Raw genomic sequence first — 24,883 nt, 5'->3', positions numbered from 1 at the left:
ATGACAACCCGTCTCTACACGCACCCGATCTTCCTCGAACACCTCACGCCGCCCGGCCATCCCGAGCGGCCGGACCGCTTGCGCGCCATTGAGCGTGCGCTCGACGACGAAGCCTTTGCCGCACTCGATCGCGTCAAGGCGCCGGAGGGCGATGAGGCCACCATCCTCTACGCCCATCCCGCCGATTTCGTCGCCCGCGTGCGCGCCGCCATTCCTGACGAGGGCATCGCCCGTATCGACGCCGACACCACGGCCAGCCCGAAGAGCTGGCAAGCAGTGATCACCGCGATCGGTGCCGCCAACGCCGCCGTCGACGATGTTTTTTCCGGCCGTGCCGATAATGTCTTTGTCGCCGCCCGGCCACCCGGACACCATGCCGAAAAGACGACGGCGATGGGGTTCTGCTTCTTCAACACGGCGGCGATCGCGGCGCGCTATGCGCAGAAGAAGCATGGCGTCGAGCGTGTTGCCGTTGTCGACTGGGATGTGCACCACGGCAATGGCACGCAGGATATCTTCTGGGACGATCCGTCGGTTCTCTATTGCTCGACGCACCAGATGCCGCTCTATCCCGGCACCGGCGCGAAGAGCGAGACCGGAGCCGGCAACATCGTCAACGCACCCTTGGCCCCGCAGACCGGCAGCGAGGTGTTTCGCGATGCCTTCCTGTCGCGCGTGCTGCCGGCGCTCGACAATTTCGCGCCCGATCTGATCATCATTTCGGCCGGCTTCGATGCGCACCACCGCGATCCGCTGGCTGAGATCAATCTGACCGAGGACGATTTCGACTGGGCGACCGGGCAGCTGATGCAGCGTGCTGCGCGCCACAGTGGCAACCGGCTCGTTAGCCTGCTCGAGGGCGGCTACGATCTGCAGGGACTGGCATTTTCGGTCGCCGCCCATGTCGGGCGACTGATGAAAGGATGAATGATGGCTGCTGAGACCAACGAAGACGTCAAGGCGATGAGCTTCGAGCAGGCACTCGACGCGCTGGAGAAGATCGTCGATGATTTGGAGCGTGGCGACGTGCCGCTCGACCAGTCGATCAAGATCTATGAGCGCGGCGAGGCGCTGAAGGCGCATTGCGACCGGCTGCTGAAAGCCGCCGAGGACAAGGTCGAGAAGATCAGGCTGTCGCGCGACGGCAAGCCGGTTGGAACGGAGCCACTCGACGCGGATTGAGGCACGGAGCCGTATCACCGACTTTTGAACATGATCATGATTGAGGATAGAGTTCATCCCGATTGAAACGGCTCCAGGACGAGAGGAGATACGGAAGCGATGTGCAGAAACATCAAGACCCTGTTCAATTTTGATCCGCCGGCAACCAATGACGAAGTCCGCGACGCGGCCCTTCAGTTCGTCCGCAAGCTGAGCGGGGCGACCAGGCCGTCGAAACAGAACCAGCATGCGTTCGACCACGCCGTCGAAGCCATTGCGGCATCGGCGCGCGAACTGCTCGGTTCGCTCGAAACCCACCAGCATCCGCGCAATCGCGAGGAGGTGGCGGCCAAGCTGCGGGCAAAGGCGGCGATCCGCTTTGCCTGATGCGTGCAAGCGGGCATTGTCCGCTGACAAGGAGGTCTCGTGAGTTTCTTCCCCGGGAAAGACCCTGAAGCCGGCGATGCCTTCGCCAGCGACCAGATCGAGCTGATGGTCATCCCGAACGCCAAGGACATTGGCGGCTTTGAGGTGCGCCGCGCCTTGCCGACCGCCAAGAGGCGGCTGGTCGGGCCGTTCATCTTCTTCGACCGCATGGGCCCGGCGATCCTGCGCGGCGGCCAGGCGATGGATGTCCGCCCGCATCCGCATATCGGCCTGTCGACGGTGACTTATCTGTTCGACGGCAAGATCAGGCATCGCGACTCGCTGGGCACCGAAATGGTGATCCAGCCTGGCGACGTGAATTTGATGACCGCCGGCCGTGGTATCGTCCATTCCGAGCGGACGCCCGAGGAGCTGCGCGGCGCGCCGATGTCGATCTCCGGCCTGCAGACATGGCTTGCCTTGCCGGACGGCAAGGAGGAAGTCGCCCCGGTGTTCGAGAACACGGCTGCCTTGCTGCTTCCCGAGATCGACGCTGAAGGCATCAGCGGCCGCGTCGTCATCGGCGATTTCCAGGGACTGCGCTCGCCGGTGCGGGCCGATACCGAGACGCTCTACGCCGACCTCAGACTGGCTCCGGGCGCCAGCGTGAAAATTCCGGCCGATGCCGAAGAGCGCGCCATCTACACGCTGGAAGGCGAGGTCGCGATTTCGGGCGACGTCTTTCCGGCCGAACGGCTGCTGGTGTTCCGGCCCGGCGACGAGATCGTCATATCGTCGCAAACCGGTGCGCATTTCATGCTCTTCGGCGGTGCCTCGCTCGGCTCGAAGCGCTACATCTGGTGGAATTTCGTCTCCTCGTCGAAGGAACGCATCGAACAGGCCAAACAGGAATGGAAGACGGGCCGCTTCGATATCGTTCCTGGAGATGAGGAAGAGTTCATCCCGCTGCCGGAAAACTAAAGAATATCGCCCAAAAGCGGCCCGGTTTCGGGACCACGTTATGCACGAAAACAAGGACTTGAAAGCGCGGACATAAGCTGTTTCGACGCGTTGTCATTTTGGGAGCAGGCCCGCGTCACCGACACGCATTTACTTTCGCCGGTCGGCGGCCTATCCCGCCGATAAACAGAAAGCCTGAGCACCCGTGAACGCAACGCCGCATACGCCGCTTCTCGACAAAGTCCGCATTCCGGCGGATCTGCGCGCGCTTGACGAGAGCGAATTGCCGCAACTGGCGTTCGAGCTGCGCGCCGAACTGGTCGACGCCGTGTCCCGCACCGGTGGCCATCTGGGTGCTGGCCTAGGCGTGGTCGAACTGACGGTGGCGCTGCACTATGTTTTCAACACCCCGGATGACCGGCTGATCTGGGATGTCGGCCACCAGGCCTATCCACACAAGATCCTGACCGGCCGCCGCGACCGCATCCGCACACTGCGCCAGGAAGGCGGCCTGTCCGGCTTCACCCGCCGCGCCGAAAGCGAATACGATCCGTTCGGCGCCGCCCACTCCTCGACCTCAATCTCGGCCGGCCTCGGCATGGCTGCTGCCCGCGACCTCGCAGGCGGCCGCAACAATGTCATCGCCGTCATCGGCGACGGCGCCATGTCGGCCGGCATGGCTTACGAGGCGATGAACAATGCCGGTGCGCTCGATGCGCGCCTCATCGTCATCCTCAACGACAACGACATGTCGATCGCCCCGCCGACCGGCGCCATGAGTGCTTATCTGGCGCGCCTCGCCTCGGGCAAGGCCTATGCCGGCCTGCGCGATTTCGGCAAGAAACTGACATCCTATCTCGGCCGGCGGGCCGATCGCGCGATCACCAGGGCGGTCGAGCATGCGCGCGGCTACGTCACCGGCGGCACTTTGTTCGAGGAGCTCGGTTTCTATCACATCGGTCCGATCGATGGTCACAATCTGGAACATCTGATCCCGGTCCTGAAAAACGTCCGAGACAATGGCGAAGGCCCGGTGCTGATCCATGTCGTCACCCAGAAGGGCAAGGGTTATGCGCCGGCGGAAGCAGCCGCCGACAAGTATCACGGCGTCAACAAGTTTGACGTCATCACCGGCGCACAGGCCAAGGCGCCGGCCAACGCGCCGGCCTATACCAAGGTGTTTGCCGAAAGCCTGATCCAGGAGGCTCGTGAGGACGACCGCATCGTCGCCGTCACCGCCGCCATGCCGGGCGGCACCGGGCTCGACCTGTTCGGCGAAGTGTTTCCATCCAGGACCTTCGATGTCGGCATTGCCGAACAGCATGCGGTGACCTTCGCCGCAGGCCTGGCGACGGAAGGCTACAAGCCGTTCGCGGCGATCTACTCGACCTTCCTGCAGCGCGCCTACGACCAGGTCGTCCACGATGTCGCGATCCAGAAACTGCCGGTGCGCTTTCCCATCGATCGCGCCGGTTTCGTCGGCGCCGATGGCGCCACCCATTGCGGCGCCTTCGACACCACTTTCCTGGCAAGCCTGCCGGGCTTTGTCGTCATGGCGGCGGCGGACGAGGCGGAGCTGCGCCACATGGTGCGCACTGCCGCGAGCTATGATGACGGCCCGATCGCCTTTCGCTATCCGCGCGGCAATGGCGTCGGCGTCGACATGCCGGAGCGCGGCTCGGTGCTCGACATCGGCAAGGGCCGCATCATCAGGGAAGGCAGCAAGGTAGCGCTGCTGTCCTTCGGCACGCGCTTGCAGGATTGCCTTGTTGCCGCCGAGGAACTCGGCGCGGCCGGACTTTCCACCACGGTCGCCGATGCCCGCTTCGCCAAGCCGCTCGACGAGGGTCTGATCCGGCGGCTGGCCCGCTCGCACGAGGTTCTGGTGACGGTGGAAGAGGGCGCCATCGGCGGCTTCGCCAGCCATGTGCTGCAGTTCCTCGCTCATGAAGGATTGCTGGAAAGTGGCCTGAAGGTGCGTCCGCTGGTCCTGCCTGATGTCTTCAGCGACCACGCCAAGCCGGAAAAGATGTATGCCGATGCCGGTCTCGATGCCGCCGGTATCGTGCGCACCGTATTCGTTGCACTCGGGCATACAGTCCGCGCCCAGCGCGCCTGAATCAAAATCTCAAGTGCTTGATCAAGTTTGCCGGCTTGATTTTGTAACGCATTGTTAACGCTGCCGTTTGGCGCTTTGCTTACCGTGTCTCTTGGCCGTTTTTCAACGGCATCCTGCTAGATCGTGACCAGGCAGGGAGACAACAACGATGAGAACGCTTCTGTGTGGCGTGGCACTTTCAGCCGCCATTGCAGCACCCGCCGCTGCCGAGACGCGCTATGATCGCAATCTTGAAAAGGCGGCGCAGGGCATCGTCGCCAGCAAGATGGGCGATATCCGTGGTGGCTTTTCCTACAAGCAGGTGCCGCAGCTTGTGGTTCTGCCAGATGTTGCTCCGGTGTCTGCCGTTGCGACCGAGCATCCGGCTGTGCAAGCCTCGGGGGATAGGGACGACGGTTTGTCTCCAGCCGTCGAGCGTCAGGTGTCCCGCACCATCTTTTAGAACCACATATCACGCACGCAGCGGCCATCGCGCGGCAGGTCGTCGAAGGTATCGAGGCCATCGAAATGGTCGATCGGCAGATCGGCAACGGTTTCGGGCGGCGCCAGGCGCACATTGACGGCGATTCGTGTTCGGCCGGAGGCACCGGCGCGCAAGCCACGCCAGGCCAGCACGCAGGCACAGGTCGGACAGAAAAGAATCCCGAGCGAAGGCTCGTCTTTTCCGACACGGGTGTAGCTGCTTACCTGTCCAACGACGCGGATACGCTCATCGACAAAGTCGTAAGCCCAGAGCGTCCCATAGCGACGGCACAGCGTGCAGTTGCAAGCCGTGATTGGCCCGGGATCGCCCTCCAAGGTCCAGTGCGTCGCGCCGCAGTGGCAGGCTCCCGTCAGCATCCGGCCTCCTTCGGGTCCAAGTGTGGATGGCGCTCGTCCTCGCCATTGTGCCGGCCTACAACGGTGATCGCAAGTTGCGGAGGCGTCAGCCCGGTGTGGATGTTCCGCGGTCCCGCCCATTATCCTTGCCTTCGCGGCCGGCTTTCGCCATGAAGGCCGATGAACTCGCCTCTGCCAGCCAGCACACGCCAGCGGCTCGACGACCTGCTCGTCCAGCGCGGCCTGTTTGCCAGCCGCTCGCGTGCCCGCGACGCGGTCGAGCGCGGCACGGTGACGGTTGATGGCGTCCTTGCCCGCAAGCCCGGTCAGAACGTTTCGCCGCAATGCCTTGTTGCCGTCGATGATCCGGCGCAAGGCTATGTCTCGCGCGCGGCGCTCAAGCTGATCGGCGGCCTCGACCATTTCGGTCTCGATCCAGCCGGTCGCGAGGCGCTCGACATCGGCGCGTCGACCGGCGGGTTCACCCAGGTGCTGCTGGAACGCGGCGCTGCCCATGTCACCGCCATCGATGTCGGTCATGCCCAGATTCATCCTGATATCGGCGGTGACCCCCGCGTGACAGTCATCGAGGGGCTGAACGCCCGCGACCTGACCATCGTCGATCTCGCCGGCCGTGCTCCGGATTTCATTGTCTCCGACGTCAGCTTCATCTCGCTGAAACTGGCGCTGCCGCCGGCGCTCGCCATTGCGAAGCCCGGTGCCGGCGCGATCTTTCTGGTCAAGCCGCAATTCGAGGCCGGCCGCGAGGCGATCGGCAAGGGTGGTCTGTTGAAAGACCCGTTCGCCGCCGCCGGTGTCGCCGGCCTGCTGCAGGATTGGCTGGACGACGTTCCCGGCTGGCGCTCGCTCGGCCTGCATCTGTCGCCGATCGAAGGCGGCGACGGCAATCGCGAGTTTCTTCTCGGTGGGATCAAGGACCGATGAGCACGCGCTTCACCATCAAAAAGCTTGGCGCTCAGGGCGACGGCATTGCCGAGACCGAAAGCGGCGATCTTTTTATCCCGTTCACGCTGCCGGGGGAGACTGTCACGGCCGCTCGTGAACGCGACCGCGCCACGCTGATGGCGGTGCTGGAGGCCTCGCCACTTCGCATTGAGCCTGCCTGCCGCCATTTCACCGAATGCGGCGGCTGCGCCCTCCAGCATTTCGAGGCCGAAGCCTATCGCCAGTGGAAGCGCGACAAGGTGGTGCACGCCTTGAAGGGCATCGATTGCGAGATCGGCGCACTGGTCGTCTGCGCGCCGCACACGCGCCGCCGTGTCGTGCTCGCCGCCCGGCGCACCGATATGGGCATGCAGCTAGGCTTCAACAGCCATCTGTCGCCGGAGATCATTTCCATATCCGAATGCCCGATCTCGCTGCCCGAGATTGTCGCCGCGCTCGACCGGCTGAGGGCGCTCGCCGATTTGATATGCGCCACCACGAAATCGTTCCGGATGGCGGTCACGGTGACCGGGTCGGGGCTCGATGTCGCGGTGTACGACTCCGGCAAGCTCGGCGAACACCAGCGCCGCATCGCCTCCAATTTTGTCCTTGCGCAAGGCTTTGCCAGATTGTCCATCGATGACGAGATCGTCATCGAGCCGAGGAAGCCGGTGGTCACGTTCGGCAGCGTCGCGGTCGCCTTGCCACCCGGCGCCTTCATGCAGGCGACCGAGGCAGCCGAACAGACAATGGCCGAGATCGTCGGTGGACATCTCAAGCGCGCCAAGAAGGTCGCCGACCTTTTCGCCGGCTGCGGCAGCTTTGCCCTGCGATTGGCCGCGAAGTCGGAAGTCCATGCCGTGGAAGGCGACGCGCCAGCGCTCTCGGCGCTCGACCGTGGCGCACGCTTCGCAACAGGGCTGAAGAAGGTGACAGGCGAACGCCGCGATCTGTTCCGCCGTCCGTTGACCTTCAAGGAGCTGAATGCCTTCGACGGCCTGGTGTTCGACCCGCCTCGCGCGGGCGCCGAGGACCAGTCGAAGCAGATTGCCCGCTCGGATGTTCCCTTCGTTGCCGCCGTATCCTGCAACCCGGTGACGCTGGCTCGTGACCTGCGCATCCTCATCGACGGTGGTTACACCGTGAAAAGCGTGACGCCGGTCGACCAGTTCCTGTGGTCGCCCCATGTCGAGGCGGTCGCTCTGCTGGAAAAACCCAGGAGAAGGCGCGGCTGAGCCGGCCAACGATCACGTTTCGTTGAGACCGGGCAATCCGGCCGGTCTCGACCGAAAGGCGCCGCAAAGCCGCCTTTTTGCACCGGCCTAGTCCGGGCTCTTGGGCGGAAGCATCGGCACTCTCACCTGACGGATGATCGCAATGCGGACGGTCTCGAAATTCCTCGCTTTGTTCCTTGCTTTCTCCATTTTCGCGTTCGGCTCGACGGCCGGGGCGCTGGCGCAAGGCGAAAAACGCCTTGCCTTCGTCATCGGCAACGCTGCCTATCCGGCGGGGGCGCTGGCGACACCGGCCAACGACGCCGGCCTGATTGCGCAGACATTGCAGGCGGCGGGGTTCGACGTGGTCGGCGCGCGCGATGTCGACCAGGAATCGCTGCGCGGCGCCTACCGCGATTTCCTCGCCAAGGTCACAGCAGCCGGTCCCGACGCGATCGTGTTTGTCTATCTGGCCGGCCAGGGCTTGCAGTTCGAGGGCGAGAACTATTTCGTGCCGGTCGATGCCCAGATCGCCAATGCCGCTGACGTGCCGATGGCGGCCGTGCGGGTTTCCGATCTCACCAAGCCGCTCGCGGCCTTGCCGAACAAGGTCAACATCTTCGTGCTCGACGCGGCGCGGCCAAACTCCTTCGCGAAGTCGAACCAGCCGCTTGCCGGCGGCCTCGCACTCGTCGATCCCGACCCGAACATGCTGGTCGCCTTCAATGCCGCCCCGGGCACAGTCGCACCTGAAGGCAAAGGCTCGTATGGCGCCTATGCGCAGGCGCTCGCCGAGATGATCAGGGATGGTGGCCTGCAGCTTGGCGATGTGTTCGATCGCACGCGGCTGCGAGTCAACGAAGTGACTAATGGCGCGGAGGTGCCTTGGAACGCCTCCAAGATCACCGATCCCTTCGTCTTCTTCGACCGTGGCCCGGATGCTCCGGCGCCGCAGGTTTCAGCCGCCGAGGTGCGGACAAACCGGACCAAGGAAATCCGCGACTTCGATGCGCATGACGCCTACATCGCCGCCCTCGATCGCGATACGATGCGCGGCTACGAAGATTTCATCGTCGCCTATCCCCACGATCCGATGGCCAGGCGCGTGCGCGCCATTCTGGCGGCGCGGCGCGAGGCGATCACCTGGCGCCAGACCTGGCTCAGGGACACGCCCGAGGCCTATTGGTCCTATCTCGATCGCTATCCCGATGGCCCCCACGCCTGGGATGCCCGCCGCAGGCTCGAGCATTTCGACGCCGCCCTGGAGCCGCCGCAGGGTTTTGCCGTCTATGCCTACGATGTGCCGCCGCCGCCGCCGGAAGAAATCGTCTATGTCGACCGGCCTGTGCTCTATTTCGACGACCCCGAATTCGGCTTCGATCCGCCGCCACCGGTGGCGGTGATCTTCCTGCAACCGCGGCCGCGCGACTTCATCGAACTGCCGCCACCGCCGCCGCCGATCGGCGTCTTCCTTCTGCCGACGCCGGTGTTCGTGCCCGTGCCGGTTTGGGTGAACCCGCCGCATGACATCTTCCCGCCGCCGAACAACGTCATCTTCAACAACATCCACAACACCACCATCGTCAACAACACGACGATCAACGAGAACGGCCTCACCACCGGCCAGAAGCTGACCGCAGGTGCGGTGGGCATCGGTGCGGCGGCATTGGCGACCAAGGTGGCGCTGCCGGCTTTCCTGCAGAAGAAGGAGGCCACGCTCGCCAAGGTCAATCCGGGCGGCCTGCCATCGAAACTGGTCAAAACGGGACAGCAGAACGGCGGCGCGCCACTGTCGAAAACGCTGCCGGCAGACAAGCTGGCCGGCCACGCTCTGCCCGGCGCCGACGGCAAGACGCTGCCGCTGGTCAACGGCAAGCCGGTCCTCAATGGCCAGAACGTGGCCAACGACAAATCCGGCAAGCGCCTGCGCAAGCAGGGCCTTGCGGATGCCGCGACGACCGCCAATGGCGCAGCCCCAGTGACCAATGGGCAGGACAAGAGCGGAAAGTTGCACAAGCTCCCGGCTGGCGCCACGGCACCTTCCGGCAATGGGCAGAATAGCCAGTTGAAACTGAAGACCAACAATCCCTCAGTGCTCAATGGCCAAGTCGCCGCCAACGGAAAATTGAAAAAGCTCCATGGTCAGGGCGTTGGTGGCTCGGACACGACGAATGGGGCAGCCAACGGACAAGGCAAGGGGCTCAAATTCCACAAGCCGCCGGCCAATGGCGGGCCGGCGGGCGACAAGGTCTCGAACAGCAATCCGCATCGTCAGCTGAAATTGCAAGACAAGCCGAAGGTGCAGGTGCTTTCAAAACCGCAGAGGCCGCAGTTCCAGGCGCAGGCGCACATACAGCGGCAGCCTCAGCTACAGCAAAAGCCGCAGCGGGAAGTCGGCAAGAAGCCACCTTGCGGACACCCCAGCGAGCCTGCCTGCAAGAAATAGCGCGTGTCGGGCTGCGAACGCGGCCTGGCACGGCGATACACGATGACATCACAACTGCGTGGTTGGGCACGGCCAAGATTGCGCGCTGCCTTGGCACGCTGTTACCAGTCAACGTTGGGCGGGGTGCTCAAGGGAGTGACCACAATGAGAATTGCAAGCGTTCTGACGTCTATTGCCGTAGCCGGGTTTATTATGACGGGAGCTGCCGCGGCAGCGACGACAGCAGCCACCACGACCGCGCCGGCCACGACCACTGCCGCCCCCGCGAAGAAGGCAAAGACGACCGCCATGACGCCGGAGAAAACCGCGATTTCGAAGCAATGTTCAGCACTTGCCGATGCCCAGAAGCTGCACGGCAAGGCACGTGAGAAGTTCCGGGCAGACTGCAAGAAGAACGGCGGCAAAGCCACCTGATCATCGGCTCCACGCCGAAGATACTGCTGCCAGCCTGCACCGCGTGGCTGGCGGCAATTCCGGGAAAAGCGTGAACCGGATTTCTGTCTGTGTCAGCTTCGACTTGGGCTCGGATCGAGCGCAGAAGAGACAGTTACGGCATCCGCCATATCGACAGCCACCGAACGCTCGCGGTGCCTGGAGCCGCTACGGTTCTGGCAAGCCCTCAGTCTACGAGCTTGGCAACATTCGAGAGGGTCTTCGGCCTACCACCGCGCTGGTTGATCGACACCCAGACATTCGGGTTCTGCTGCGACTGGCGTTTCAGGAAGTAGTAGCCGGTCGCGTTCCAGGGCCTGATTTCGTTGACCAGATTGTCGAGGACGAGATCGCCTTTGTCGGTTTTCACCGTCAGGATGGTGTGGCCCTCATTGTCGAGGTCGCGCACCACGGTCATCAACAGTGCCTGCCGGGGGAATCCAGCTTCCTTGAGAAGCTTGCGCTTGTAGAGCGCGTAGATCTTGCAGTCGCCCTTGCCGTCAACCGGGTAATCCCAGTGGTCCTCCATCGTGCCCCAGTGATCGAAATTGCTGACGGGTTTGATGGAATTGTTGGCCGTCTGATTTATACGCTTGAGGATGCGTAGGTTCTGCGCGGTTAGTTTGACACTCGCGGCTGGCAGAACGGGCACCTTGCACTCTTTTGGCCGGCGATGGCAGAAATCCAGCCAGCCGTAGGGCACGCTGGTGCTTCCACCTACGGCGGCGGAGCGCGCTCCATCCGTGGAAGATTGCGCCGATTGTGACTTGAACCATGTCGACTGCGCTGCCGCCGGACTTGCTGGCAGCGATGTCGCACCAATCAACGAAACAAAGCCAAGCAGGAGAGACGAAGTCAGGGAGTGCCGCATTGCCAAAACCACCACCACAACGAGGAACTGGTGCTGCGTCCGTGCGCAAAAGCGGCCCAGGCAGTTAAAGACTCAATGATTTCCTAACGTCGATTGTGTTCACTTCAAGGTATGGCGGAGATTCAAGCCGAAAAACAAGGATCAGCTGGCGCATCAGGCGAAGTTCGAGCGTCAGAGCGTCCAGACCGCGCTTCCTCGTCAGGCTTCCTGCACGCCGTCATATCCGGCCGCCCTCGCAGCCTTGAGGAAACTACGGTCAAAGGTTGCCAAGCCGGCGCAATGCGCTGATTTTCTCAGATGCAGCGCATCTGCGAAATCCATTCCTGCCTCCGACAGATCCAGCGCAGAGGAGACAATCGCGGCATCTTCCAGCTCTACCGTGGGTAACCCGCCGAACATCCGCAGTGTGCTGGCGATCACGGCCTGGCTGTGACCGTAGGCGCTGCGCAGCACCCACTCTGCCTCCAGGATTACCGTGACAGAAACAAAGACAGGCTGACCATCGATAAGCCGCCGTGCTCGCGGGGACTGCTCGGGATGGTCGTTCGTCAAATACCTGACGACAACGTTGGTATCAATTGCGAGCATCGCGTCGCCGTGCTTCAGCAAGGACGGCGGCGTCCATTTCCTCCAGCGTCTTCGGGGTGCCGCTGCGCGGCAGGACGCCAAAGACATCTTCTGGTCGTGTCGGGGCAAAGGCCGGCGCCAATTTCAAAAGGACTCCATCGGGAGTGTCTTCGACCTCCAAGCGCGTGCCCGCGCCCCAATCCCTCTGTTTTCGGATCGCGCTGGGCAGGATTACCTGTCCCTTGGTGGAGACGGTCGTTACAAGTTTTTCTGTTGCAGCCATCGCGCCACGCCTTCGTGTAAGACAATGGTAAGATAGTCTTGTCGCGGAAGACATTCAAGCCTGCCGGATTGCATCCTCAAACCCGGGTGCCGCCGACCGTCATCTGGTTCATCCTGAGATGCGGCTGGCCGACGCCGACCGGCACGCCTTGTCCGGCCTTGCCGCACATGCCGATGCCATTGTCGAGCTTCATGTCGTTGCCGACCATCGAGACGCGGTGCATGGCATCCGGCCCATTGCCGATCAGCATCGCACCCTTGATCGGCTGCGTCACCTTGCCGTTCTCGATCATGTAGGCCTCGGTGCAGCCGAACACGAACTTGCCCGAAGTGATATCGACCTGGCCGCCACCGAAAGAGACGGCGTAGATGCCGTTCTTGACCGAGGCGATGATCTCGTCCGGCTCCATGTCGCCTGAAGTCATGTAGGTGTTTGTCATGCGCGGCATCGGTTGGTGCGCGTAGCCTTCGCGCCGGCCGTTACCGGTCGCTTTCATCCCCATCAGCCGGGCGTTCTGCCGGTCCTGCATGTAGCCGACCAGTTTGCCGTCCTCGATCAGCACGTTGCGGGCCGAAGGTGTACCCTCGTCGTCGACGGTGAGTGAACCGCGCCGCTCGGGGATCGTGCCGTCATCGACGACGGTAACGCCCTTTGCGGCAACCTGCTGGCCGAGCAGGCCGGCGAAGGCGGAGGTCTTCTTGCGGTTGAAATCGCCTTCCAGCCCATGGCCGACGGCTTCGTGCAGCATCACGCCCGGCCAGCCGCTGGACAGCACGATGTCGAACGTGCCTGCCGGTGCCGGAATGGCTTCCAGGTTAACCAGCGCCTGCCGGAGCGCTTCCTTGGCGGCGTGCTGCCAGGCGTCCTCGATCAGGAACTCGCCAAACGCCTTACGTCCACCCATGCCGTAGGAGCCGCTTTCCTGGCGGTCGCCATCGCCGACCACCACCGAGACGTTGATGCGGACCAGCGGCCGGATATCGCGCACCACCTGGCCATCGGCGCGCACGATCTCGACATGCTGCCAGGAAGCGGCGAGCGAGGCGGTCACCTGGCGCACGCGCGGATCCTGCGCACGCAGCCAGGCGTCGATTTCCTGCAGCAGCTTTGCCTTGGCCTCGAAGGAGGGCGAGGGGATAGGGTTCTCATCGCCGTAGAGATGGGTATTGGTACGAGCAGGTGCGGCGGCAAGCGTGCCGGAATAGCCACCCTTGACGGTCGAGACAGCGGCGGCCGCGCGCAGCAGCGAAGCCTCGGACAGGTCGCTCGAATGAGCGTAGCCGCTGGCTTCGCCCGCAACCGCACGCAGGCCAAAACCCTGGTCGGTGTTGAAATTGGCGGTCTTCAGCCGGCCATTGTCGAACATCAGCGCCTCGCTCTCGCTGTATTCGAGAAACAGCTCGCCGTCGTCGGCACCGTTGATGGTCTCAGTTACGATCTGCTTGATGCGATCGTCTGAAATGTCGAATTGGCCGATCAGGCTGTTCATGGCGCATCCATTCGTGGGAAGAAGCTTGTTTCCCACGATGTAGGCGCGAAGCCGCGCCGAGACAATCGTCCCGCTGCGATGTGAGAACAAATGCGATCGCCGACAGGCCGTCGGCGTCACTTCTGGTTGATGAAGTCCTTGATGTTGTTGGTCATCGAATCCCAGTTCGAGAAATCTTCCTCGAGATTGGCCTTGGTGATGCCGCCGATGAAGCTGACATCCATCTTGAAGTTGGATCCGTCGCCGGAAAACGCCTTGACCCAGCGAAATTTCTTGTTCCACTCATTGGCCTGATCGGCCGTGAAGGCATCGGTGTAGCCCGAGGAAAACTGGATGGATTTGCACTTCTCGTGGTTTTCGCAGCCATAGAAGTAGATGACATATTTCATGCCTTCGAGCCGGCCGGAGACCATGGGGTCACCACCGTCGTCCTTGTCCAGCTTGGCCGAGCCATAACCCTTGGCAATGTCGAGGATTGCGTTGGGATCAGGTGCCGTGATGACTTCGGCATTGTCAGCCCACGCAACAGAAATCGCGCCGGTCGAAATCAGACCCGCGGATAGAAGCAAAGAAAACGAGCGCATGATGATCCCCACCGCCAAAAAACCCGCATCCTGCGGGAATTGTGCGCCAGGATTGAGTTTTCCGCAAGCGTCCTGACGTTAGGGCAGGGCGGCAAAACCGTCGGCGAAGCCCTTGAGGTCGACGGGAATGCCGATGCCTTCTTCCGGCGTCTGGAAGACGATGAACGTTGCCGATGTGCCGGTCTTGAGCGTGTCGAGCAGCGGTTTTTCGAGAATGACCTCGGCGTAGCAACCGTCCTGGAAGCAGCGCACGAAATAGGCGCGGCCGATGTCCTTGCCGTCCACATTGAGGCCAAGCCCGTTGGGCAGGAGCACGCCTAGCGGCGCCAGCACGCGCAGGATCTCGGCCTTGTTGTCGGCGGTCCGCAGCACGACGACCGACAGCCCCATCTCCGGGCGATCCTCGGCGACGACATTCTGCATCATCACGCATTGTTCAGAGGTTGCACCGGCGGGCGTGTCGCAGATGATCGACCAGGCGCCGTGCGTCGAGCGCACCGTGCCGCTCGGCTGTGCGGCATTGGCCTGACTGGCGACCAACAGACCGGCCGCCGACAGGGCAATGACAAAGATGGCTTTCGCCAAGGTGCTCGAAAGCCCCAGTCTCACATGCCTCAGTCTAGAAAGCCAAGAGTTCATGACGGCTCCATTGCGAATCACGGCACTTTAAGCCGCGCCAATGCCAAGTAAAGGACGAGGCCGCGGCCGAACTGTCCCGAAACAGGCAACACAGCGCTTTTCCCCGCGAAATTCGCCTGAATTACGACGCTTCGCGCACCCCACCGGCGTGAGGCGGGTAGCCTGCCGGAGATGCGCAATTCGCCGCCGTCGCCACCGCCCCGGAAGAGCCATGTCAGCTTGCGCGCAAAAATGCCGCACAGTTTCCTCCGCTCCTTTCTTGCGGAGGGAAAAAGAGTATGGTTTGAACCACCTTGAGACTGTCGGGATTCCCGTCCCGGCATTGTTCGTATTCTCGCGGGCACGGTCGCGAGAAACTGGGAGACGAAGAGGGCGATGAGAAAATTCCTAGCAAACGCCAAGTTTCTAGCCAGTGCTGGGGCTGCCACCGCGTTTTTCGCCGGCACATCCGCCCATGCTGATCAGCCCGTGCCGTGGGAGACGACCTTCCAGGCACCGGCGACCGAGATGATGCGGCAGATCGAGAGCTTCGGGAACTACACGATGTGGTTTGTCGTCCCGATCACGTTGTTGGTGCTGTTTCTTCTCGCCTATTGCATCTTCCGGTTTCGGGCGAGCGCCAATCCGGTGCCCGCCAAAACCAGCCACAACACGGCGATCGAAGTGATCTGGACGGTGGGACCTGTTGTCATCCTGCTTTTCATCGCCATTCCTTCGTTCAAGCTCCTGACCGCGCAGTATACGCCCGGGGAAGAGCCAAAGCTCACCGTCAAGGCGACCGGCAACCAGTGGAACTGGGATTACGAGTACCAGACGGACAACACGCTCACCTTCAATTCGGCCATCCTGCAGGATGGTGATCGCGCCAAGGCCGGCAAGGAAGACCGCAAAGTCTATCCACGCCTGCTCGCGGTTGACAACGAGCTGGTGGTGCCGGTCAACACGATGACGCGCGTGCTCGTCACCGCGACCGACGTGATCCATTCCTTTGCCATGCCGTCCTTTGGCATCAAGATGGACGCCGTTCCGGGGCGCACCAACGAAACCTGGTTCAAGGCGGAGAAGGAAGGCCTCTATTACGGTCAGTGCTCTCAGCTCTGCGGCAAGGACCACGCCTTCATGCCGATCGCCATTCGTGTCGTATCCGACACGCAGTTCAAGACCTGGCTGGCTGCGGCCAAGACCGATCTGCCAGGCGCCAACAAGACGCTCATGGCCGAAGTCGACGGCCAGAACAAGGTAGCGGCCGCCGGCAATTGATGTCGCGGGTTAGCAAGATTTAGGGAACGGAGCGGAACATGGCAGACGCTGCAGCTCACGACGGGCACGACCACAAGCCGTATCACGGCTGGGTGCGCTGGGTCTATTCGACCAACCACAAGGATATCGGCACGCTCTACCTGATCTTTGCGATCATGGCCGGTATCATCGGCGGTGCGCTGTCCGTTGCCATCCGCATGGAACTGCAGGAGCCCGGCATCCAGATCTTCAGCGGCCTGGCGCAGATGGTCTACGGCATGAACGGTGATGCCGCGATCGACGGCGGCAAGAGCATGTACAATGCCTTTGCCACCGCGCATGCGCTGATCATGATCTTCTTTATGGTCATGCCGGCGCTGATCGGTGGTTTTGCCAACTGGATGGTGCCGATCATGATCGGCGCCCCTGATATGGCGTTCCCGCGCATGAACAACATCTCGTTCTGGCTGCTGCCGCCGGCCTTCATCCTGCTGCTCACCTCGATGTTCATGCCGAGTGCGCCGGGCGCCTACGGCGTGGGTGGCGGCTGGACGCTCTATCCGCCGCTGTCGACCTCGGGCCAGCCCGGACCGGCGATGGATCTGGCCATCCTGTCGATCCACATTGCCGGTGCGTCGTCGATCCTCGGCGCCATCAACTTCATCACCACCATCTTCAACATGCGCGCCCCCGGCATGACGCTGCACAAGATGCCGCTGTTTGCCTGGTCGGTGCTGGTCACCGCCTTCCTGCTGCTCCTGTCGTTGCCAGTTCTGGCCGGCGGCATCACCATGCTGCTCACCGACCGGAATTTCGGCACCACCTTCTTTGCTCCGGACGGCGGCGGCGACCCGATCCTGTTCCAGCACCTGTTCTGGTTCTTCGGTCACCCGGAAGTCTACATTCTGATCCTGCCGGGCTTCGGCATCATCAGCCATGTCATCTCGACCTTCTCGAAGAAGCCGGTGTTCGGCTATCTCGGCATGGCCTACGCCATGGTCGCGATCGGCGCCGTCGGCTTCATCGTCTGGGCGCACCACATGTATACGACCGGCCTGTCGCTCGACACGCAGCGCTACTTCGTTTTCGCCACCATGGTCATCGCGGTGCCGACGGGCGTGAAGATCTTCTCGTGGATCGCGACGATGTGGGGCGGATCGATCTCGTTCAAGACGCCGATGCTGTGGGCACTGGGCTTCATCTTCCTGTTCACCATCGGCGGCGTCACGGGCGTTCAGCTAGCCAATGCCGGCCTCGACCGCTCGCTGCACGACACCTATTTCGTCATCGCCCACTTCCACTATGTGCTGTCGCTGGGCGCGGTGTTCGCGATCTTCGCCGGCTGGTACTACTGGTTCCCCAAGATGACCGGCTATATGTACTCGCCTGTTATCGCCAACACCCACTTCTGGGTCACCTTCGTCGGCGTCAATCTGATCTTCTTCCCGCAGCATTTCCTCGGCCTCGCCGGCATGCCGCGCCGCACGATCGACTATCCGGACGCGTTTGCCGGCTGGAACTACGTGTCGTCCATCGGCTCCTACATCTCGGCCGTCGGCGTGTTGATCTTCCTTTACTGCGTGTTCGAAGCCTTCCGGAAGAAGCGGATCGCCGGCGCCAATCCGTGGGGCGAGGGCGCAACGACGCTGGAATGGCAGCTGCCTTCGCCGCCGCCTTTCCACCAGTGGGAGCAGCTGCCGAAGATCAAGTAAGGCGGCAGCCTGTACGAAATCAAAACCGCCGGTTCGCCGGCGGTTTTGGACAAACGGAATTATGGACTTGAGTACGCATGGCCCTAGTCGACGAAACCAGTATTGACGAAGCGGGCTTCCGCATGTCGGAAGCGACCGCGGGCGATTTCTTCGCCCTGCTGAAGCCGCGCGTCATGTCGCTGGTGGTGTTTACCGCCTTCGTCGGACTGGTCGCGGCACCCGTGACGATCAATCCGCTGCTGGCGGTGATCGCCATCCTGGCTATTGCCATTGGCGCCGGCGCCTCGGGCGCGCTCAACATGTGGTACGACGCCGACATCGACGCGGTGATGACCAGGACGGCCAGCCGTCCAGTTCCGTCCGGCCGTATCCAGCCGCACGAGGCGCTGACCTTCGGCCTGGTGCTTTCCGTCCTGTCAGTGATGACGCTCGGCGTGCTGGTCAACTGGCTCTCCGCGACGTTGCTGGCCTTCACCATCTTCTTCTATGCCGTCGTCTACACGATGTGGCTGAAGCGCTGGACGCCGCAGAACATCGTTATTGGTGGCGCGGCCGGTGCCATCCCGCCGGTCATCGGCTGGGCCGCGGTAACCGGCTCGGTCAGCCTCGAGAGCATCGTCCTGTTCCTGATCATCTTCCTTTGGACGCCACCGCATTTCTGGGCACTGGCACTGTTCAAATCCGAGGATTATGCCCGAGCCGGTATCCCGATGATGCCGAATGTTGCTGGCCAGGCGTCGACCCGCCGCCAGATCTTCGCCTATGCGCTGGTCTTGGCCCCGGTCGGTGTGCTGCCTTGGGTGCTCGGCTACACAACGCCGGTCTACGGCGTGGCCGCCGTGCTGCTTGGGGTTGGCTTTGTCTGGTATGCGTGGAAAGTGCTGGGCATGGCCGACGATGATCGCGTCATGAAGCCGGCCAAGGCGCTATTTGCTTATTCGCTGCTGTATCTCTTCGCCATCTTCGCTGCCTACCTGGCCGACAGCGTCGTCGAACGTGCACTTGCCATGGGTGGGGCATGATAATGGTCGAGGAAAAGCTTGAGACGGTCACGCTAACCGATCGTCAGAAGAAGGCCCAGCGCAGCCGGTCCATCGCCATAGGGGTGGCGTTGGCGGTGCTGGTCGTCATTTTCTACATCGCCACGATCGTCAAGTTCGGCCACAATCTGGGCACGATGTGATGAGCGTCGAGATGTCCAAAAAGCCGGCCGGCAAGAACAGCAATGTCATCGTCGCGGCGGTCTGTCTTGCCTTCTTCACCGGCATGATCGGCATGGCCTATGCGGCCGTGCCGCTCTACAAGATGTTCTGCCAGGCAACCGGTTATGGCGGCACGACGCAACGTGCCGAGAAGCAATATGCCGGCCGCGTGCTGGACCGTGAGATCACGGTGCGCTTCGACGCCAATATTGCCGGCGTGCCGTGGGAGTTCCAGCCGGTCCAGCGCTCGATGACGATGAAGATCGGCGAGACGGTGCAGGCGCATTACCAGGCGACCAACAAGTTCGATCGCCCCGTCACCGGCCGCGCCACCTTCAACGTGCAGCCGGAACTGGCAGGCCCCTACTTCAACAAGGTCGAGTGCTTCTGCTTCACCGACACCTCGCTGAAGCCCGGCGAGACGCTGGACATGCCGGTCCTGTTCTATGTGGATCCCGATATCGTGAATGTGCCGGAGCTGAAGGACGTGAAGACGATCACCCTGTCCTATACGATGTTCCCGGTGGAGAAGACTAAGCCGGTCGCCTCATCGGAGCCGATCCAGGGTGACAGCAAGACAATTTCCAATACCGAAGCAAATCTCGGGGGTTGATATGGCAGACGCGCACGCAAAACCACAGCATGACTACCATCTCGTCGACCCAAGCCCATGGCCTTTCCTGGGCTCGATAGGCGCGCTCGTCATGGCCTTTGGCGGTGTCGCCCTGATGGAATACCTGAAGGGCGGCACTTTTCCGATCTTCGGCTTCAATATCGCCAATCCGTGGCTGTTCTTCATCGGCGTGGTGATCGTGCTCTACACCATGTTCGCCTGGTGGTCGGACACGATCAAGGAAGCGCATGAGGGCCATCACACACGGGTCGTGTCGCTGCACCTGCGCTATGGCATGATCATGTTCATCGCCTCGGAGGTGATGTTCTTTGTTGCCTGGTTCTGGGCCTATTTCGATGCCAGCCTTTTTGCCGGCGAGGCACAGAACTACGCGCGCGCCACATTTACCGGTGGTGTCTGGCCGCCGAAGGGCATGGAAGTTCTCGATCCCTTCCATTTGCCGCTCTACAACACCATCATCCTGCTGCTGTCGGGAACCACGGTCACCTGGGCACACCATTCGCTCATCCATGGCGATCGCAAGGGCCTGATCAACGGCCTGGTGCTGACGGTGGGCCTCGGCATGCTGTTCACCATGGTGCAGGCCTACGAGTACATGCACGCTCCGTTCGGCTTCAAGGATTCCATCTACGGCGCCACCTTCTTCATGGCGACAGGCTTCCACGGCTTCCATGTCATCATCGGCACCATCTTCCTGCTGGTCTGCCTGATCCGGGCGATGAAGGGTGACTTCACCCCAAAGCAGCATTTCGGCTTCGAGGCGGCCGCCTGGTACTGGCACTTCGTCGACGTGGTCTGGCTATTCCTGTTCGCCTCGATCTATGTCTGGGGATCGGTCGGCGCGGTGATCGAAGGCCACTGATCCGGCCCGTAGTATTTCGATTTCGGGAGGGCGGCCGCGGCGACGTGGCCGCCTTCTTCTTTTCGGCGCAATGATCGCCGATCGATTGCTGATGCGGCTGACGATTTCCTGGGCGATTTGCGCATTCATCCTCCTGGCATACCCGACCCTTGCGGCTGAGAAAGTGGATCTGGTGCGCGTTCACAAGGCGGAACGCCGGCTGGAGCTGATCGGCGACGGCAAGGTCCTGCGGACCTACAGCATTGCGCTCGGCGGGGATCCCGTCGGCGGCAAGCACCAAGAGGGCGATCAGCGCACGCCCGAGGGGCGCTATATGCTCGATTGGCGCAATCCCAACAGCATCGCGCACAGATCCATCCACATCTCCTATCCCAATGCCGGCGATCTCGCCGCCGCGAAGGCGCGCCATGTCGACGCGGGCGGCATGATCATGATCCACGGCCAGCCCAATGGTTTCGGCCGGTGGGGCTGGCTGCTTCAATTGGTCGACTGGACCGATGGCTGCATTGCCGTTACGGACTCCGACATGGACGAAATCTGGGCAATGGTGGCCGATGGGACACCGATCGAGATCGAGCAGTAACCATGAGTGAAGACAAGGCGATCTGGCCTCCGATCGATCCGATTTCGGCTGGGCTGCATGGCCGTTGCCCGCGTTGCGGCGAGGGGCGGCTGTTTTCCGGCTTCCTCACCGTTGGCAAACGCTGCACCAATTGCGGCCTCGACTATTCCTACGCCGATGCAGGCGATGGACCGGCGGTCTTCGTCATTCTGATCATCGGCTTCATCATCGTCGGCCTGGCGCTCTGGGTTGACGTGACGCTGAGCCCGCCGCTCTGGCTGCATCTGCTGGTCTGGGTCCCGCTGGCCGTGGTGCTGTGCCTGACGGCGTTGCGGCTGATCAAGGGCGTGTTGCTCACCCTGCAATATGCCAACAAGGCGGCCGAAGGCCGGCTGGACCACGGCGAATGAGCGAGGCGTCCATCAAAACTGGTGGCGGTTCGCGGCCAAGGACAGCATTGCTGCTCGGCCTTGGTCTTGTGCTGCTGGTCATCCTGCTGGCGCTCGGCACCTGGCAGGTCCAGCGCCTGCACTGGAAGGAAGGTCTTCTGCAGACCATCGACCAGCGCACCCATTCGGCGCCGCTGCCGCTGGCAGAGGTCGAGAAAGAGTTCGCCGCCTCGGGAGACGTCGACTACACGCCGGTCACGGTCTCCGGCACCTTCCTGCATTCCGGCGAACGGCATTTCTATTCGACCTGGGAAGGCGAGGCCGGCTTCAACGTCTACACGCCGCTGGCACTGGACGATGGCCGTTTCGTCCTGATCAATCGCGGCTTCATACCCTATGACCTCAAGGATGCCGCCAAGCGCTCGAAAGGGCAGGTGACGGGTAGGGTGACGATCACCGGGCTCGCTCGCAATCCGCTGCCGGCAAAGCCGTCGATGATGCTTCCCGACAATGACGTGGCCAAGAACATCTTCTACTGGAAGGACCGCGACGTCATGGCGGCGAGCGCCGGGCTGCCGGCCAGGTTCACGCTGGTTCCGATCTTCATCGATGCCGACAAGACGCCCAATCCCGGCGGTCTGCCGGTCGGAGGCGTCACCATCATCGACCTGCCGAACAGCCATCTGCAATATGCCGTCACCTGGTATGGGCTCGCCGCGGCGCTCGCCGCGGTGCTCATCCTGCGGCTTCGCTGTCCCGCGAAAAGGGAATGACCGCTAGCAGCATCCTTCACAGAGCCGGCCCTTGACAGAACAGGGGTAGGCACCTCATTTCGGCGCTGACGAACCGGCCAGGATTTAATGCTTCAGACAATGACCAAGCCTCCGCTGACGATCCGGCTCTGCCAGCCGCGCGGCTTCTGCGCCGGCGTCGACCGTGCCATCCAGATCGTCGTGCTGGCTCTGAAGAAATATGGCGCGCCGGTCTATGTCCGCCATGAGATCGTGCACAACCGCTATGTCGTCGAGGGACTGCAAAGCCTTGGCGCGGTCTTCATCGAGGAGCTTTCCGAAATTCCGGCCGAACACCGGCAGTCGCCGGTTGTCTTCTCGGCGCATGGCGTGCCGAAATCGGTGCCGGCGGATGCTCAGGCGCGCAACCTGTTCTATCTCGACGCCACCTGTCCGCTGGTCTCCAAGGTCCACAAGCAGGCGATGCGCCATCAGCGGCTCGGCCGCCATGTGCTGTTGATCGGCCATGCCGGACATCCCGAGGTGATCGGCACAATGGGCCAATTGCCGGAAGGCGCGGTCACGCTGGTCGAGACCGAAGCCGACGCCGCCACGCTCGAGCCCGCCGACCCACAAGCGCTCGGCTTCGTCACCCAGACCACGCTGTCGGTCGAGGACACCGCCGGCATCATCCGCGCGCTGAAGGACCGCTTTCCTGCCCTGCAGGCGCCGGCGGCGGAATCGATCTGCTACGCCACCACCAACCGCCAGGAAGCGGTCAAGGATACCGCCCCGGGCGCTGATCTCTATCTGATCGTCGGTGCCCCCAATTCCTCCAACTCGCGGCGTCTTGTCGAAGTGGCGGAGCGCGCAGGTGCCAAGATGTCGCTTCTCGTACAGCGCGCCGCCGAGATTCCGTGGAATGACATCGGCAACATTTCGACGCTCGGCCTGTCGGCAGGGGCATCGGCGCCGGAGATCATCGTCGACGAGATCATCGACGCGTTTCGCCAGCGCTTCGATGTCACCATCGACCTGGCCATCACGGCCACCGAAACAGAGGATTTTCCGGTCATGCGGGTATTGCGCGATGTCGAACTGACGCCGGCCGACATGGCCTTCGTCAACGGAGCCGCGTAAGGCACATGGCCGTCTATACCGACGTTGCGGAGGGCGAACTCGGCGCTTTCCTGAAGCACTACCCGGTCGGCGATCTCCTGTCCTACAAGGGCATCGCCGAAGGCACCGAGAATTCGAATTTCCTGCTGCATACGTCCAGCGGCGCCTACATTCTGACGCTCTATGAGAAGCGCGTCGAGAAGGCGGACCTGCCGTTTTTCCTCGGCTTGATGGGCCATCTCGCCAACAAGGGCGTGTCCTGCCCGCTGCCGGTGACCGCGCATGACGGCAGCGTCATCGGCACGCTGGCCGGCCGTCCCGCGGTCATCATCACCTTCCTTGAAGGGCTCTCGCTGCGGCGGCCGACGGCAACGCATTGTGCCGAGGTCGGCAAGGCTTTGGCCGCCCTGCATCTGGCTGGCGCCGACTTTTCGATGACCCGTCCCAACGCGCTCGCCATCGACGGCTGGCGCAAGCTTTGGGATGCATCCCGCGACCGCGCCGACGAGGTCGAGCCTGGGCTGGCGGCTGAGGTCGACGCCGATTTTGTGGACCTTGAGCGTAACTGGCCGAAGGGCCTGCCAGCAGGCATCATCCATGCCGATCTTTTTCCGGACAATGTCTTCTTCCTAGGCGAAAAGCTCTCCGGCCTGATCGACTTCTATTTTGCCTGTGACGACCTCTATGCCTACGACGTCGCCACCTGCCTCAACGCCTGGTGTTTCGAGAAGGACTTTTCCTTCAACCTCACCAAGGGCAAGGCGTTGCTTGAGAGCTATCAGAGCGTGCGTCCGCTGAGCGATCAGGAAAAGGCGGCACTGCCGATGCTGGCGCGCGGCTCGGCGCTGCGCTTCATGTTGACCCGGCTCTATGACTGGCTCACCGTTCCCGATGGCGGCCTGGTCATGAAGCGTGATCCGACCGAATACATCAGGCGGATCCGGTTTCATCGGGCGATCAAATCTGCTTCGGAATATGGGTTAGCATGAGCAAACAGGTTGAAATCTTCACCGACGGCGCCTGCTCGGGCAATCCCGGCCCTGGCGGCTGGGGTGCCATCCTGCGCTTCAACGGCACCACCAGGGAGCTTTCCGGCGGCGAGGCCGAGACAACCAACAACCGCATGGAGTTGCTGGCGGCCATTTCCGCGCTGAATGCGCTGAAGGAACCCTGCACCGTCGAGCTTCATACCGACAGCAAATATGTCATGGACGGCATTTCCAAATGGATCCATGGCTGGAAGAAGAACGGCTGGAAGACCGCCGACAAGAAGCCGGTCAAGAACGGCGAGCTGTGGCAGGCACTCGATGAAGCCAACAAGCGCCACAAGGTCACCTGGAACTGGGTCAAGGGCCATGCCGGCCATGCCGAGAACGAACGCGCCGACGAATTGGCACGGGAAGGCATGGCGCCGTTCAAGAAAGGCTCTTTCAAGCCGGCGGTTTCAGCACCAAAGCCGGATCTCCAAGCAAAGCAGCCGCTTGCCACCAAGGCGCGTCGTTCGACCCAGAGCTATTGAAGTCCTGCTTCGCGGCCCT

At 62.4% G+C, this 24,883-nt stretch carries 29 protein-coding genes; 22 read left to right on the top strand and 7 right to left on the bottom strand.

Annotated elements, in window-relative coordinates:
* The 6 genes from A3A9_RS0107360 (at position 1) to A3A9_RS0107335 (ending at position 5,048) form a co-directional block, all read left to right on the top strand.
* Complete coding sequence (locus tag A3A9_RS0107360; RefSeq protein WP_027058199.1) at positions 1–927, top strand: histone deacetylase family protein; 927 nt, start codon at positions 1–3, stop codon at positions 925–927.
* A 3-nt stretch (positions 928–930) separates the two neighbouring features.
* Positions 931–1,182 carry an exodeoxyribonuclease VII small subunit gene (locus A3A9_RS0107355; RefSeq protein WP_027034215.1) on the top strand — a complete coding sequence of 84 codons (252 nt, stop codon included), beginning with the start codon at positions 931–933 and terminating at the stop codon, positions 1,180–1,182.
* 99 nt (positions 1,183–1,281) lie between these two features.
* The gene (locus A3A9_RS0107350; protein WP_027058198.1) at positions 1,282–1,548 is read left to right on the top strand and encodes a DUF2277 domain-containing protein; all 267 of its coding nucleotides are present in this window, start codon (positions 1,282–1,284) and stop codon (positions 1,546–1,548) included.
* 39 nt (positions 1,549–1,587) lie between these two features.
* Positions 1,588–2,508 (top strand): pirin family protein, encoded by a 921-nt coding sequence (locus tag A3A9_RS0107345; protein ID WP_027058197.1) that lies wholly within the window; start codon positions 1,588–1,590, stop codon positions 2,506–2,508.
* Between the two features lie 184 nt (positions 2,509–2,692).
* Entirely contained in the window at positions 2,693–4,606 is a 1,914-nt protein-coding gene (dxs, locus tag A3A9_RS0107340; RefSeq protein WP_027058196.1) for a 1-deoxy-D-xylulose-5-phosphate synthase, read from the top strand.
* A 148-nt stretch (positions 4,607–4,754) separates the two neighbouring features.
* Positions 4,755–5,048, top strand: coding sequence for a hypothetical protein (locus A3A9_RS0107335; protein ID WP_027058195.1), 294 nt, complete (start codon positions 4,755–4,757; stop codon positions 5,046–5,048).
* On the opposite strand, the gene A3A9_RS0107330 is transcribed toward A3A9_RS0107335, so the two are convergent.
* Positions 5,045–5,446, bottom strand: a complete 402-nt coding sequence (locus A3A9_RS0107330; RefSeq protein WP_027058194.1) for a GFA family protein — start codon at positions 5,444–5,446, stop codon at positions 5,045–5,047. The genes A3A9_RS0107335 and A3A9_RS0107330 overlap by 4 nt on opposite strands.
* 159 nt (positions 5,447–5,605) lie before the next feature.
* Between A3A9_RS0107330 and A3A9_RS0107325 the strand changes: the two genes are divergently transcribed.
* From A3A9_RS0107325 to A3A9_RS0107310, 4 genes are all read left to right on the top strand, one after another.
* Positions 5,606–6,370, top strand: coding sequence for a TlyA family RNA methyltransferase (locus A3A9_RS0107325; protein WP_027058193.1), 765 nt, complete (start codon positions 5,606–5,608; stop codon positions 6,368–6,370).
* Positions 6,367–7,605 (top strand): class I SAM-dependent RNA methyltransferase, encoded by a 1,239-nt coding sequence (locus A3A9_RS0107320; RefSeq protein ID WP_027058192.1) that lies wholly within the window; start codon positions 6,367–6,369, stop codon positions 7,603–7,605. The genes A3A9_RS0107325 and A3A9_RS0107320 overlap by 4 nt, the downstream gene beginning before the upstream one ends.
* A gap of 133 nt (positions 7,606–7,738) precedes the next feature.
* The gene (locus A3A9_RS0107315) at positions 7,739–10,030 is read left to right on the top strand and encodes a caspase family protein (protein ID WP_027058191.1); all 2,292 of its coding nucleotides are present in this window, start codon (positions 7,739–7,741) and stop codon (positions 10,028–10,030) included.
* A gap of 42 nt (positions 10,031–10,072) precedes the next feature.
* Complete coding sequence (locus A3A9_RS0107310; protein ID WP_245278991.1) at positions 10,073–10,444, top strand: hypothetical protein; 372 nt, start codon at positions 10,073–10,075, stop codon at positions 10,442–10,444.
* 205 nt (positions 10,445–10,649) lie between these two features.
* On the opposite strand, the gene A3A9_RS38440 is transcribed toward A3A9_RS0107310, so the two are convergent.
* From A3A9_RS38440 to A3A9_RS0107280, 6 genes are all read right to left on the bottom strand, one after another.
* Positions 10,650–11,333 carry a transglutaminase-like cysteine peptidase gene (locus tag A3A9_RS38440; RefSeq protein ID WP_033838409.1) on the bottom strand — a complete coding sequence of 228 codons (684 nt, stop codon included), beginning with the start codon at positions 11,331–11,333 and terminating at the stop codon, positions 10,650–10,652.
* A 198-nt stretch (positions 11,334–11,531) separates the two neighbouring features.
* The gene (locus A3A9_RS0107300) at positions 11,532–11,921 is read right to left on the bottom strand and encodes a type II toxin-antitoxin system VapC family toxin (protein WP_027058189.1); all 390 of its coding nucleotides are present in this window, start codon (positions 11,919–11,921) and stop codon (positions 11,532–11,534) included.
* Positions 11,908–12,183, bottom strand: coding sequence for an AbrB/MazE/SpoVT family DNA-binding domain-containing protein (locus tag A3A9_RS0107295; RefSeq protein WP_027058188.1), 276 nt, complete (start codon positions 12,181–12,183; stop codon positions 11,908–11,910). Before A3A9_RS0107295 ends, A3A9_RS0107300 begins: the two co-directional genes overlap by 14 nt.
* A 76-nt stretch (positions 12,184–12,259) precedes the next feature.
* Positions 12,260–13,672 carry a metalloprotease TldD gene (gene tldD / locus A3A9_RS0107290; RefSeq protein ID WP_027034226.1) on the bottom strand — a complete coding sequence of 471 codons (1,413 nt, stop codon included), beginning with the start codon at positions 13,670–13,672 and terminating at the stop codon, positions 12,260–12,262.
* A gap of 116 nt (positions 13,673–13,788) precedes the next feature.
* Positions 13,789–14,256, bottom strand: coding sequence for a YbjN domain-containing protein (locus A3A9_RS0107285; protein WP_033838423.1), 468 nt, complete (start codon positions 14,254–14,256; stop codon positions 13,789–13,791).
* Positions 14,257–14,334: 78 nt separating this feature from the next.
* Positions 14,335–14,895 (bottom strand): invasion associated locus B family protein, encoded by a 561-nt coding sequence (locus A3A9_RS0107280; RefSeq protein WP_027058186.1) that lies wholly within the window; start codon positions 14,893–14,895, stop codon positions 14,335–14,337.
* Between the two features lie 375 nt (positions 14,896–15,270).
* On the opposite strand from A3A9_RS0107280, the gene coxB reads away from it, so the two are divergent.
* From coxB to rnhA, 12 genes are all read left to right on the top strand, one after another.
* Entirely contained in the window at positions 15,271–16,155 is an 885-nt protein-coding gene (gene coxB, locus A3A9_RS0107275) for a cytochrome c oxidase subunit II (protein WP_027058185.1), read from the top strand.
* A gap of 38 nt (positions 16,156–16,193) precedes the next feature.
* Positions 16,194–17,846: a cytochrome c oxidase subunit I gene (gene ctaD, locus A3A9_RS0107270; RefSeq protein ID WP_027034230.1), complete on the top strand. Its 1,653-nt coding sequence runs from the start codon at positions 16,194–16,196 to the stop codon at positions 17,844–17,846.
* Positions 17,847–17,923: 77 nt separating this feature from the next.
* Positions 17,924–18,868: a heme o synthase gene (locus tag A3A9_RS0107265; RefSeq protein WP_027058184.1), complete on the top strand. Its 945-nt coding sequence runs from the start codon at positions 17,924–17,926 to the stop codon at positions 18,866–18,868.
* 2 nt (positions 18,869–18,870) lie between these two features.
* A complete protein-coding gene (locus A3A9_RS45120) occupies positions 18,871–19,029 on the top strand; it encodes a hypothetical protein (protein WP_082221928.1) in 159 nt (52 codons plus the stop codon).
* A complete protein-coding gene (locus A3A9_RS0107255) occupies positions 19,029–19,661 on the top strand; it encodes a cytochrome c oxidase assembly protein (protein WP_027058182.1) in 633 nt (210 codons plus the stop codon). Before A3A9_RS45120 ends, A3A9_RS0107255 begins: the two co-directional genes overlap by 1 nt.
* Before the next feature lies 1 nt (position 19,662).
* On the top strand, positions 19,663–20,544 hold the full coding sequence (locus A3A9_RS0107250) for a cytochrome c oxidase subunit 3 (protein ID WP_027058181.1): 882 nt from the start codon (positions 19,663–19,665) through the stop codon (positions 20,542–20,544).
* 91 nt (positions 20,545–20,635) lie between these two features.
* On the top strand, positions 20,636–21,127 hold the full coding sequence (locus tag A3A9_RS0107245) for a L,D-transpeptidase family protein (RefSeq protein WP_033838422.1): 492 nt from the start codon (positions 20,636–20,638) through the stop codon (positions 21,125–21,127).
* A gap of 2 nt (positions 21,128–21,129) precedes the next feature.
* Positions 21,130–21,516 carry a DUF983 domain-containing protein gene (locus A3A9_RS0107240; RefSeq protein ID WP_027058179.1) on the top strand — a complete coding sequence of 129 codons (387 nt, stop codon included), beginning with the start codon at positions 21,130–21,132 and terminating at the stop codon, positions 21,514–21,516.
* Positions 21,513–22,268, top strand: coding sequence for an SURF1 family protein (locus tag A3A9_RS0107235; RefSeq protein ID WP_027058178.1), 756 nt, complete (start codon positions 21,513–21,515; stop codon positions 22,266–22,268). The genes A3A9_RS0107240 and A3A9_RS0107235 overlap by 4 nt, the downstream gene beginning before the upstream one ends.
* An 87-nt stretch (positions 22,269–22,355) precedes the next feature.
* Complete coding sequence (gene ispH / locus A3A9_RS0107230) at positions 22,356–23,366, top strand: 4-hydroxy-3-methylbut-2-enyl diphosphate reductase (RefSeq protein WP_027058177.1); 1,011 nt, start codon at positions 22,356–22,358, stop codon at positions 23,364–23,366.
* 5 nt (positions 23,367–23,371) lie between these two features.
* Positions 23,372–24,334, top strand: a complete 963-nt coding sequence (locus A3A9_RS0107225) for a homoserine kinase (RefSeq protein WP_027058176.1) — start codon at positions 23,372–23,374, stop codon at positions 24,332–24,334.
* On the top strand, positions 24,331–24,864 hold the full coding sequence (rnhA, locus tag A3A9_RS0107220) for a ribonuclease HI (RefSeq protein ID WP_027058175.1): 534 nt from the start codon (positions 24,331–24,333) through the stop codon (positions 24,862–24,864). The genes A3A9_RS0107225 and rnhA overlap by 4 nt, the downstream gene beginning before the upstream one ends.
* Positions 24,865–24,883: the final 19 nt, after the last annotated feature.

Origin of the sequence: Mesorhizobium loti CJ3sym, assembly GCF_000472785.1 — a bacterium.
In the GTDB taxonomy this organism is placed as follows: domain Bacteria; phylum Pseudomonadota; class Alphaproteobacteria; order Rhizobiales; family Rhizobiaceae; genus Mesorhizobium; species Mesorhizobium loti_E.
This window is presented reverse-complemented; position numbering and strand designations above follow the sequence as displayed.

Coding starts and splice junctions, on each gene's coding strand:
- A3A9_RS0107360 (WP_027058199.1), top strand. CDS start 1: ATGACAACCCGTCTCTACACGCACCCGATCTTCCTCGAACACCTCACG.
- A3A9_RS0107355 (WP_027034215.1), top strand. CDS start 931: ATGGCTGCTGAGACCAACGAAGACGTCAAGGCGATGAGCTTCGAGCAG.
- A3A9_RS0107350 (WP_027058198.1), top strand. CDS start 1,282: ATGTGCAGAAACATCAAGACCCTGTTCAATTTTGATCCGCCGGCAACC.
- A3A9_RS0107335 (WP_027058195.1), top strand. CDS start 4,755: ATGAGAACGCTTCTGTGTGGCGTGGCACTTTCAGCCGCCATTGCAGCA.
- A3A9_RS0107330 (WP_027058194.1), bottom strand. CDS start 5,446: ATGCTGACGGGAGCCTGCCACTGCGGCGCGACGCACTGGACCTTGGAG.
- A3A9_RS0107325 (WP_027058193.1), top strand. CDS start 5,606: ATGAACTCGCCTCTGCCAGCCAGCACACGCCAGCGGCTCGACGACCTG.
- A3A9_RS0107320 (WP_027058192.1), top strand. CDS start 6,367: ATGAGCACGCGCTTCACCATCAAAAAGCTTGGCGCTCAGGGCGACGGC.
- A3A9_RS0107315 (WP_027058191.1), top strand. CDS start 7,739: ATGATCGCAATGCGGACGGTCTCGAAATTCCTCGCTTTGTTCCTTGCT.
- A3A9_RS0107310 (WP_245278991.1), top strand. CDS start 10,073: ATGACATCACAACTGCGTGGTTGGGCACGGCCAAGATTGCGCGCTGCC.
- A3A9_RS38440 (WP_033838409.1), bottom strand. CDS start 11,333: ATGCGGCACTCCCTGACTTCGTCTCTCCTGCTTGGCTTTGTTTCGTTG.
- A3A9_RS0107300 (WP_027058189.1), bottom strand. CDS start 11,921: ATGCTCGCAATTGATACCAACGTTGTCGTCAGGTATTTGACGAACGAC.
- A3A9_RS0107295 (WP_027058188.1), bottom strand. CDS start 12,183: ATGGCTGCAACAGAAAAACTTGTAACGACCGTCTCCACCAAGGGACAG.
- tldD (WP_027034226.1), bottom strand. CDS start 13,672: ATGAACAGCCTGATCGGCCAATTCGACATTTCAGACGATCGCATCAAG.
- A3A9_RS0107285 (WP_033838423.1), bottom strand. CDS start 14,256: ATGCGCTCGTTTTCTTTGCTTCTATCCGCGGGTCTGATTTCGACCGGC.
- A3A9_RS0107280 (WP_027058186.1), bottom strand. CDS start 14,895: ATGAACTCTTGGCTTTCTAGACTGAGGCATGTGAGACTGGGGCTTTCG.
- coxB (WP_027058185.1), top strand. CDS start 15,271: ATGAGAAAATTCCTAGCAAACGCCAAGTTTCTAGCCAGTGCTGGGGCT.
- ctaD (WP_027034230.1), top strand. CDS start 16,194: ATGGCAGACGCTGCAGCTCACGACGGGCACGACCACAAGCCGTATCAC.
- A3A9_RS0107265 (WP_027058184.1), top strand. CDS start 17,924: ATGGCCCTAGTCGACGAAACCAGTATTGACGAAGCGGGCTTCCGCATG.
- A3A9_RS45120 (WP_082221928.1), top strand. CDS start 18,871: ATGGTCGAGGAAAAGCTTGAGACGGTCACGCTAACCGATCGTCAGAAG.
- A3A9_RS0107255 (WP_027058182.1), top strand. CDS start 19,029: ATGAGCGTCGAGATGTCCAAAAAGCCGGCCGGCAAGAACAGCAATGTC.
- A3A9_RS0107250 (WP_027058181.1), top strand. CDS start 19,663: ATGGCAGACGCGCACGCAAAACCACAGCATGACTACCATCTCGTCGAC.
- A3A9_RS0107245 (WP_033838422.1), top strand. CDS start 20,636: ATGCGGCTGACGATTTCCTGGGCGATTTGCGCATTCATCCTCCTGGCA.
- A3A9_RS0107240 (WP_027058179.1), top strand. CDS start 21,130: ATGAGTGAAGACAAGGCGATCTGGCCTCCGATCGATCCGATTTCGGCT.
- A3A9_RS0107235 (WP_027058178.1), top strand. CDS start 21,513: ATGAGCGAGGCGTCCATCAAAACTGGTGGCGGTTCGCGGCCAAGGACA.
- ispH (WP_027058177.1), top strand. CDS start 22,356: ATGCTTCAGACAATGACCAAGCCTCCGCTGACGATCCGGCTCTGCCAG.
- A3A9_RS0107225 (WP_027058176.1), top strand. CDS start 23,372: ATGGCCGTCTATACCGACGTTGCGGAGGGCGAACTCGGCGCTTTCCTG.
- rnhA (WP_027058175.1), top strand. CDS start 24,331: ATGAGCAAACAGGTTGAAATCTTCACCGACGGCGCCTGCTCGGGCAAT.